Source organism: Gammaproteobacteria bacterium (genome assembly GCA_029862005.1).
GTDB lineage: Bacteria > Pseudomonadota > Gammaproteobacteria.
In genome coordinates, this window is the sequence record JAOTYD010000062.1 from 1 (window position 1) to 8512 (window position 8512).

The 8512-nt window shown below is 48.8% G+C and carries 11 protein-coding genes; 2 read left to right on the top strand and 9 right to left on the bottom strand.

Annotated elements, in window-relative coordinates; all coding sequences use genetic code 11:
- The 7 genes from OES20_18260 to OES20_18290 form a co-directional block, all read right to left on the bottom strand.
- The coding region (locus tag OES20_18260; protein ID MDH3636639.1) for a monovalent cation/H+ antiporter subunit D family protein at window positions 1-291 on the bottom strand (291 nt) is incomplete at its 3' end.
- A 5-nt stretch (window positions 292-296) separates the two neighbouring features.
- Window positions 297-650, bottom strand: coding sequence for a cation:proton antiporter subunit C (locus OES20_18265; protein MDH3636640.1), 354 nt, complete (start codon window positions 648-650; stop codon window positions 297-299).
- Between the two features lie 25 nt (window positions 651-675).
- Window positions 676-1635 carry a Na(+)/H(+) antiporter subunit B gene (locus OES20_18270; GenBank protein ID MDH3636641.1) on the bottom strand — a complete coding sequence of 320 codons (960 nt, stop codon included), beginning with the start codon at window positions 1633-1635 and terminating at the stop codon, window positions 676-678.
- Between the two features lie 17 nt (window positions 1636-1652).
- Window positions 1653-1994 carry a monovalent cation/H(+) antiporter subunit G gene (mnhG, locus tag OES20_18275; protein ID MDH3636642.1) on the bottom strand — a complete coding sequence of 114 codons (342 nt, stop codon included), beginning with the start codon at window positions 1992-1994 and terminating at the stop codon, window positions 1653-1655.
- A 2-nt stretch (window positions 1995-1996) separates the two neighbouring features.
- Window positions 1997-2287 carry a monovalent cation/H+ antiporter complex subunit F gene (locus tag OES20_18280; GenBank protein MDH3636643.1) on the bottom strand — a complete coding sequence of 97 codons (291 nt, stop codon included), beginning with the start codon at window positions 2285-2287 and terminating at the stop codon, window positions 1997-1999.
- Window positions 2287-2799 carry a Na+/H+ antiporter subunit E gene (locus OES20_18285; protein ID MDH3636644.1) on the bottom strand — a complete coding sequence of 171 codons (513 nt, stop codon included), beginning with the start codon at window positions 2797-2799 and terminating at the stop codon, window positions 2287-2289. The genes OES20_18280 and OES20_18285 overlap by 1 nt, the downstream gene beginning before the upstream one ends.
- Window positions 2800-3266: 467 nt before the next feature.
- Window positions 3267-4148, bottom strand: coding sequence for a universal stress protein (locus OES20_18290; GenBank protein ID MDH3636645.1), 882 nt, complete (start codon window positions 4146-4148; stop codon window positions 3267-3269).
- A 607-nt stretch (window positions 4149-4755) separates the two neighbouring features.
- Between OES20_18290 and OES20_18295 the strand changes: the two genes are divergently transcribed.
- Complete coding sequence (locus OES20_18295) at window positions 4756-5340, top strand: nucleotidyltransferase domain-containing protein (GenBank protein ID MDH3636646.1); 585 nt, start codon at window positions 4756-4758, stop codon at window positions 5338-5340.
- Window positions 5318-5740: a hypothetical protein gene (locus OES20_18300; GenBank protein ID MDH3636647.1), complete on the top strand. Its 423-nt coding sequence runs from the start codon at window positions 5318-5320 to the stop codon at window positions 5738-5740. Before OES20_18295 ends, OES20_18300 begins: the two co-directional genes overlap by 23 nt.
- Before the next feature lie 521 nt (window positions 5741-6261).
- Here OES20_18300 and OES20_18305 read toward each other — a convergent pair.
- Both OES20_18305 and OES20_18310 read right to left on the bottom strand, forming a co-directional pair.
- Window positions 6262-7443, bottom strand: coding sequence for an epoxide hydrolase (locus OES20_18305; GenBank protein MDH3636648.1), 1182 nt, complete (start codon window positions 7441-7443; stop codon window positions 6262-6264).
- Window positions 7444-7513: 70 nt separating this feature from the next.
- The coding region (locus tag OES20_18310) for a PLP-dependent aminotransferase family protein (protein ID MDH3636649.1) at window positions 7514-8512 on the bottom strand (999 nt) is incomplete at its 5' end.

The window sequence follows — 8512 nt, forward strand, 5'->3', positions numbered from 1 at the left end:
TTCTATGCTGATGCGGGCAGCCAGCAGTACGACCGTGCTGATACTCGAGACGATCAGTAAAAGATAGGCATTGAGCCTATCGACGCGATATTCGATCCCCCAGGGCGCGCTCCAGCCACCCATCTCGTAGACGATCGTACCCGAAGCCATGACCTGCTGCAGCAAGGCAATACTGACCAGCATTGTCAAGCCACTGGCGAGCATCGTGAAAAGCCAGGCTAACAGGGGTCGACTGATAAACAGGCAAAGCGGTGCGGACAGCAGCGGCAATACGACTGCCAGAGCAGGCAAGTGGGTTAACACTCTTGATTGTCCTGGTTCTGAATGCTCTCTTCTTCGATACTTCCATAGGCTTCATTGATGCGGACAGCCAATGCAAGTCCGAGGGCAATAGTTGCGATGCCGACGACAATCGCGGTGAGAATCAAAACGTGCGGCAGAGGATTCGAGTACTGGCTTATTCCCTCGACCAAAATGGGGGCGGAAGCACCTTCGACTTTGGCGATGCTGATATAAAAGATGAAAACCGCGGTCTGGAATATAGTCAGGCCAACAATTTTCTTGATCAGGTTGCCATGGGCGATGACGATGTACAGGCCAATCATCATCAGCACGATTACTACCCAATAGTTAAAAAGTCCGAGTATCATTAAGGGCCTATGTTTTTTTAAAAATCTACGGATTGTTCCTGCGGTCGGAAAAGTTGAAAAAAATGATTACCATAACCGACGTAACCGTAAAACCGACACCGAGTTCGACCAAAAGAATTCCCAGATGCTGTCCGGCGACAGGATCGCCAGCCAAAAAGTTGTAATCAAGAAAGTTGCCGCCATTCAGCATAGAAACCACCCCGACACCGCCGTAAAGCAAAACACCGACGGCGGCAAGCAATCTGACAAACGTCCGATTAACGACACGCCGTGCCGTTTGTAATCCGAAGACCATGGCATAGAGTATGATCGCAGCGGCGAAGATCACGCCTGCCTGGAATCCGCCACCGGGCCCAAAATCGCCGTGAAACTGAACATAGAGCGCAAACAGAAGAATAAAAGGAAGCAGTAACTTGGTTACAACGCGCAGAATCAAATGTCGTTCATGCATTAAATAAAAGATGGAATCCGCCATGATTTGATCGAAACCGGAACGACGACCTTGTCTCAAGAGGGCCAATACCCCCATGCCGGCAGTAAAAATAACGACGACTTCGCCCAGGGTATCGAAGCCTCGATAGCTTGCAAGTACGGAGGTTACGATATTGGGTAAACCGGTTTCCTGCATCGAGTCGTTGATATAGCGCGGGGCAACATGTTGGTGAACCGGTGCTTGCGAAGAGCCAAAATAGGGCATATCCAGCGTGCCATAGATCAACAGTCCACCTGTAATAATAACCACGACCAAAGCCCACATGGGCTTGTGGCGCTCGCTATCCTCCGAACGCACGGTCAGGGTTACCGCGGTCAACATGAGCAAGGTAGCGATACCCGCACCCACGGCCGCTTCCGTAAATGCCACGTCTACAGCATCCATGGCAACGAAAAAACTCGCGGACAGCAGGCCAAAAATACCCAACATCATGACCACTGCAAACAGGTCCCGCATCCGCACTATGGCAATCGCGGTGACTGCGAGAAAAATCAACAGGACGATATTGATTAGGGATTCGATGACTCTGTCCCTCCTTTGTTTTCATTACTATCCGATAGTGGCACGAGATCGTTCCGAAATGCCGCTTTGGCCAGTGCATGGCTTGCAACAGGGTTGATAAATACGGTCATCACCAGGATCAGCAATAACTTAAACACAACGAGACCCTCGGGGTTTTGCAGCACCAATCCGATTAAAATCATTCCCGCACCTAAAGTATCGGTCACGCCTACCGCATGCATTCGGGTATAAAAATCGGGGAATCGTATGATCCCAACCCCTCCGGATAAACAAAGAAAGCTGCCCAATAGCAAACACAGGGCACTACTCATATCGAGGATAATATCCATTACTATTCCTTTTTCGTTGTCCCTGTGTCGTTAGGATCATGTTTGAAAACAGCGGAATCAGAAAAGTGCAACACGCCGATTACGCTAACAAAGTTGATCAGGGCGTAAACGATGGCAATATCCAGGAAATCCGGGCGCCCCATCACAAAGCCGAGTAGCGAGATGAGTAACACCGTCTTGGTACCAAACATATTGACGGCAAGAATCCGGTCGTAGAGGGTAGGCCCCACGACTCCCCGAATGATTCCCAGGATCATAACAACAAGAATTGCTATGGTTGCCGCGATTAGCATCAGTCTTCCAGGCGACATATCCGGCGATCCATTTCACCGGCTTGTAAAACTTCAATGTTTTCCCGCAATAATGCATGTACCGTAATTTGATCGCCCACCAGGTCTACCGCGACTGTACCCGGCGTCAGGGTAATTGAGTTTGCGTAGATAACCTTTCCCATGTCTGTTTTTTGATTGGCTTTGATCTTGGTGAGAACGGGAGATATTGTCTTGTTGCCAAGCCAGATATGCTTGACAACGGAAATATTGGCGAGAACTATTTGCTTGACGAGCCATAGGTGGAATCCGGGTATCTTCGGCGGGATGAGCAGTTGCTGGGATTCGTGGTCGGCTACATCCATTCTATGGGCAATATATAAAACCAGGGCGATGGAGATTAACCCAAGCGACAGTATCAGCAGCGTGTAATGACCAGAGTTTATTAGCCAAAATGCAGCAAGAGCCAGAAACAGACTGATTATGTGGGGCATTAAAGTCTGGTTATCGGGACTGGAGAGATTATTTTCTGGCATACATTAGATCCAATAAATTTAGCAGGACGATGTGCGCGAAATCTAAGCTGGGCTTGTGATTTCTGGCAATAGTGACCGCCCCCCTTGATGTGAGCCACAACTGATGTGGGAATTAATCATATCAGGCAACCCGTTCAACGAACACTGTCGGCGGTATTTTAACCGGTGATCGATATAGTTCGAGATTGAAAAGTCGACTATCTGCAGCACGCTCCCGGGAGAGTAGTCGTCGACGATATTCAATATCCGGACTCGGCGGCCGTTAGCGAGTTGATCCGAGCCGATATCAATCGACCGGCTCTGATTGATTGAATCCGGCACCAGCCTCGTGTTCCTGCAGGATCGGATTGATCTTTTCTTCGAGATAGCGCTTGCGCTTCATTTTGGGGCCTCCCCGGGTCAGAATTCCAGGGAAATCCCACATTCAGGGCGGTTCGAATTACAGGAGTACAGTCATTAGTTCCGTGCTATTGATCCGTACTTACAGCTAGTAAACCGTCATTATATCTATCGTTAACTTGATCCACGACCTTCTCGCAAGTATTGCCTAAAACAGCGCCCGAAACACCTGTACGTGCAATAATTCCCGGCATCAGCAATTGAGCGTCAATGTGCGTCGCTTTTTCCACAATAGCCTGTCTGACGGGACCGGAAGCGAGGTGAATTTTATCGGATTCGATGCCAAAGTGGGAACTAATCAGCTGTTCGTCTGGCAGTTTCTCGTCGTCTGCATCCGACCGAAAACGTAGCAACTTGAAAAAGTTCGGGCGATCTTTGTGGGTGGCCAGGACGTGCAGTTCCCCGCCTGTTAAGCGACATATGCGTCGAGCCTCGGAAATGACCAGGTTATTTAATCTGTCGTGGCCATCGTCGCCATCCTCGACGGCAACCGCTGCTAACACACGCCGATACTGTCTGGATTCGACCGTATGGACAAGCAGTACAGGGCAGGAAATATGGCGTAACAGGTAAAAGTCAGAACGTTTCTTCAGCAGACTCAGGGCTTTCTTGTGGGTGTCGCTACACTTTACCATGTAATCGGCGCCTACCCTTGCACAAGCATGTACCGCTGCCTGGTACCAATGATCATTCCAGACGACTTCCCTGGCTACTGTAACCTGATCATTAGCCAGTGGTTTGATCAAGTCATCCACTTTATCCATGGCACGATGCTTCACTTTATATTTTGCATCACGTCTTGACGCATAATGGGACAGGTCGTCTTCATAAACTGCACAAAAGGCATGAATATGACCACCCGCTATATTGGCAATCTCCGCCGCGTGTGCCAGAGCGTGCTGGTGCTCCTTAGTCGGATCTATTATCACAAACAGAGTTAATCCAGGCATAGCAGATTCCTTTAGGATCTCGGACTGTTAATTATACTGGATACACAACAGCCTGTTAATTTTCACTTAAAACTGACCCAGGGTTTGCCTCTAAAATTGACCCACCCCGATGAGCCGGGTTATGGCTCAGTTTGATTCTTTTTACCTGTGCCTCCTGAAAATATAATCGTATCGACTTCTGATCGATCTTTGCAATCTCCATATCATGCCGCAATTCTGGCGTAGCGAATGTACCGCATGGGAATTTTGTTTCAAGAAAGGACGGCCAGGAGAAACTTTAAGCATTAAGATAGCAATTGACCGATCTATCGCTGTGCCAATTTTGTGCCCTAATATCTGGCAGTAACTGTCATTTACTGGCACAAATGGAAATGGGGAGCGCGTAAGTAGCTGATTTTATTAAGTTAGAAAAATTTAAACCCGACTGAAAATCCTCGTGTCGGTGGTTCGATTCCGCCCCTGGGCACCATTTCGATTTGGGTCCATACCGGGCACATAGGTAACACTTTATCTCGATTCCTGAACGATGGTGTAATGAATTGAAAGTTCATATTACATGAACTATAGTACATAATTTATGAACCGAAGGGGTAATTCAGTTAGTCAATTGGGCGATGCACTGTTCACCACGACGCAACAGCAGGTGTTGGGATTGTTATATGGTCGACCTGATGAAAGTTTCTACACCAAGCAGATTTTGCGCCTAACTGGAATGGGGGTTCATACCATAAAAAGGGAGTTGGATAGAATGGAGGCGACAGGAATTATAACTATGACCAAGATTGGAAATCAGCATCATTACCAAGCCAATCCTGAATGCCCGATTTATGATGAATTGCTGGGAATCGTACGTAAAACTTTCGGTGTTGTCGATGTTATTAAAATTGCGTTGCGGGTGCTCGATGAGCAGATAGTCGCAGCATTTGTCTACGGTTCGATTGCCAAGGCGGAAGACACTGCAACCAGCGATATCGATTTGATGGTTATAACGAAAGATCTTGCCTATGCCGAGGTGATGGAATCACTTAGAGACGCTGAGCATTCACTCGGACGGAGGATAAACCCAAGCATTTACGATCCCTACGAGGTAAAGAAAAAGCTTAAACAGAATAATGCTTTTTTGACTCGAGTGATGGAACAACCAAAACTATGGATAAAGGGAGGCGAGGATGACATTGGAGCATTTAGATAATCTGGTAAAAACGCGAAGCCTCAAGGAAGAACCTTCGGACCAGGGCCAGATTGATGGCATGATTAGGTCAGCAAAAACCCGGCTGAAAGACATCGAGGTTCGGGGATTATCCGAGGAAGGCAGGTTCTCTTCTGCATACGGTGCAGCGCATTCATTGGCGCTGGCTGCGATGCGTTGGCATGGTTATCGATCGGATAATCGCTACCTGGTGTTCCAGTGCTTGCAGCACACAGTGGGACTCGACAATCCAAAATGGCGTGTGCTGGACAAATGCCATAATCTTCGCAACCAAGTCGAGTACGAGGGATTTACCGAGATCGATCCTAAACTGCTTGAAGAATTAATAGGTATCACCAGAGAATTACTAACCATGGTCGAAGATCTAGGGCCGGTAAGATAAAACTCAGCCAGATTCTTGGAATAGAATGGAGGTCAAAATATAAATTCTGATCCTGCAATCTTTGCAGAATCTGTCCGAATTTTATTGTCTAATTTAGTGTGCCGATTTTTTGCCCAATTAACTGGCGGTATCTGGCGTTTACTGGCACAAACGGGAAGGGAAAGCGTCGTAAGTAACTGATTTTTCTAAGTTGTAAAAATTAATGTCCGACTGAAAATCCTCGTGTCGGTGGTTCGATTCCGCCTCTGGGCACCAGGTTTTCCTCTTAAAATCAATAACTTATAGTTTATAGCATATCATTTTATTGGTGTCTTTGTGGGTATATTGCGGAAGCTGCCCACAGATTTGTTTGTGTCATCGCATTTGACAGCATCGGTACTTTAAATCCAAGTAGGCATTTTTACGATCGGATATTTAGCTCACTCGAATTATCGGATGGTACAAGCGTTGTTATCTTCCAAGTTGGAATCTATGCAGATTACTTTTTTACAGTAACTTGTGTCGGGATTTCGATTCCACCCCTAGCTCTGGTGTAAACTATTTGCGAAGGCTTGAACATCGTCGACTATAAGTTGAGGCTCTTCCAGCGCACCAAAGTGTCCGCCACGCGGCATCTCCGTCCAGCGATGAACGTTATAAATACGCTCGACATAGCTGCGGGGTGGCCAGGCGAGCATTTCTTTCGGAAACAACGCGCAGGCAGTTGGTACTTCCACACGTTTACCATCCGGCGACAAGATACGCCCGCCTTCTTCACGTCGGCCGTAATAGATCCAGGACGCGGTATTAAAAGTCCGGGTGACAACATAGATCATAATGTTAGTGAGTAACTCGTCTTTGGTATGCGCGCTTTCGATGTCGTCGCCATCGGTGTCCGACCACGAATTGAATTTTTCAATAATCCACGCAGCGACGCCGACGGGGCTATCCATCATGCCATAGCTCAGAGTCTGCGGCCGGGTGGCCTGTTGCGTTCGATAACCGTTTTCCATTACCTGATCGCGCTCAAATTGTTTGTCCCAGGCTTCTTCCTCTGCACCTTGCGGGCCGTCGGGGTGCCTCATCGTCAGTATGTTTATGTGTATGGCTTTGCAAGCCGGGTGTTCGAATCCGAGCCAGGAAGAAATGGCGCCACCCCAATCGCCACCCTGTGCAATGTAGCTATCGTAGCCCAGGATATTGGTCATCAGTGAATTGAAAACCGCAGCCATTTGGCGCGGGCCGTAAGGTCGCGGCGGTCGACCGGAAAAACCGAATCCGGGCAATGAGGGGGCGACGACAGTAAAAGCATCCTCGACCTTGCCGCCAAAACGCTCGGGATGCGCGAGTGGTTCGATGATTTCCATAAACTCAACGATTGTCCCCGGCCATCCATGGCTGATAATCAGCGGCGTGGGTGACGGACCGCTACCCACTTCATGAATAAAGTGAATATCGATGTCATCGACTTTCGCTATGAATTGAGGAAAGCGATTGATTGCCGCTTCCTGTTTTCGCCAGTCAAATTCGTTAACCCAATAGTCGGCAAATTCCTTCATGTAATCGAGATTGGTGCCGTAATCCCAACCGCCATCGTCGGGCATTTCGTGCCATGGGTAAGCCGCAACTTTATCGCGAACGGCTTGCAGCGTTTTTTCCGGGATGTCGATAGTAAAGGGCTGGCAGGATGTCATAAGGCGGTCGCTAATCTGTGATTCAGGCATTTAACTCAAAAACGGCTGTCGCAGTCGAGAGACAGATTTTATGTTTTGAAAGGACAGAGCGAGGCGGCACTTATAATAGGCGTTTGACTTCTTCGGCGATTATCTGGATGCCCTCTTCTAGTTTTTTGATTGGCACGAACGCGAAACCGAGCCGAAAGCTGCGTTTGTTATTTTTCAAATAATATCTTTCACCGATATCGATTAACACACCCCTGTTGCGCAGGCGTTTACCGAGTTCAGTTGCGTCAAACCCCCTGGGACCGGTCAGCCAGAATGACGTGCCGCCGCGGGTCGGCGTCCGCTCGAGCATGCTCAGGTGCCTGGCGATCGCATCGTTCATGACATGCCATCGACGCTTGTAACGCCGCTCTATATTGCGCAGATGCGAATCGTAGTAGCCAAGTTGAAAAAACAGTGCGACCACTTCCTGAACAATCGTCGGCGCATGGCGCATTATCACGCCCCTGACGATCCGCGCTTGTCGGATAATGTCACGGTGCGCGACCATGAAGCCGAGTCGTATGCCGGGTGAAATGGTTTTTGACAGGCTGCCGATATAGATGACGCGATCGTTTTTATCCTGCGAGCGCAGCGACCGTGATCGCGAATTGAAATAGTTCATCTCTGCTTCGTAGTCGTCTTCGATGACCAGGAAATCCTGCCTGGCCGCCGCGGCCAGTAACTGCTTGCGACGCGGCTGAGACATGGTCACCATGGTCGGGAACTGATGGCTGGGCGTGGTAAACACCAGCTGACACTCATCGGGTATTTTCTGCACGATCAGGCCTTCGTCGTCAATCGGCACACCGATAAGCCGATTGCCGGTAAGCTGTAGGGCATTGCGTCCATAGTGATAGCCGGGATCTTCGACAGCGATGGGTTTGTTTTTGTGGGCAAGGGTCGCGCCAATAATAAACAGTGCGTTTTGTGCGCCCAGGGTAATTAATACTTCGTCCTCGTTGGCATAAATCCCGCGTGAGCTCAGCAGGCGCTGGCGCAACTGTTGGGACAACTGCTGACTGTCGCTCTCGACGGAATCGTCACGCCAGGTGGAGGTTTTGGTGCTTTT

Coding starts and splice junctions, on each gene's coding strand:
- OES20_18280 (MDH3636643.1), bottom strand. CDS start 2,287: ATGCTAATCGCGGCAACCATAGCAATTCTTGTTGTTATGATCCTGGGA.
- OES20_18305 (MDH3636648.1), bottom strand. CDS start 7,443: ATGCCTGAATCACAGATTAGCGACCGCCTTATGACATCCTGCCAGCCC.
- mnhG (MDH3636642.1), bottom strand. CDS start 1,994: ATGGATATTATCCTCGATATGAGTAGTGCCCTGTGTTTGCTATTGGGC.
- OES20_18290 (MDH3636645.1), bottom strand. CDS start 4,148: ATGCCTGGATTAACTCTGTTTGTGATAATAGATCCGACTAAGGAGCAC.
- OES20_18285 (MDH3636644.1), bottom strand. CDS start 2,799: ATGCCAGAAAATAATCTCTCCAGTCCCGATAACCAGACTTTAATGCCC.
- OES20_18265 (MDH3636640.1), bottom strand. CDS start 650: ATGATACTCGGACTTTTTAACTATTGGGTAGTAATCGTGCTGATGATG.
- OES20_18300 (MDH3636647.1), top strand. CDS start 5,318: ATGACATTGGAGCATTTAGATAATCTGGTAAAAACGCGAAGCCTCAAG.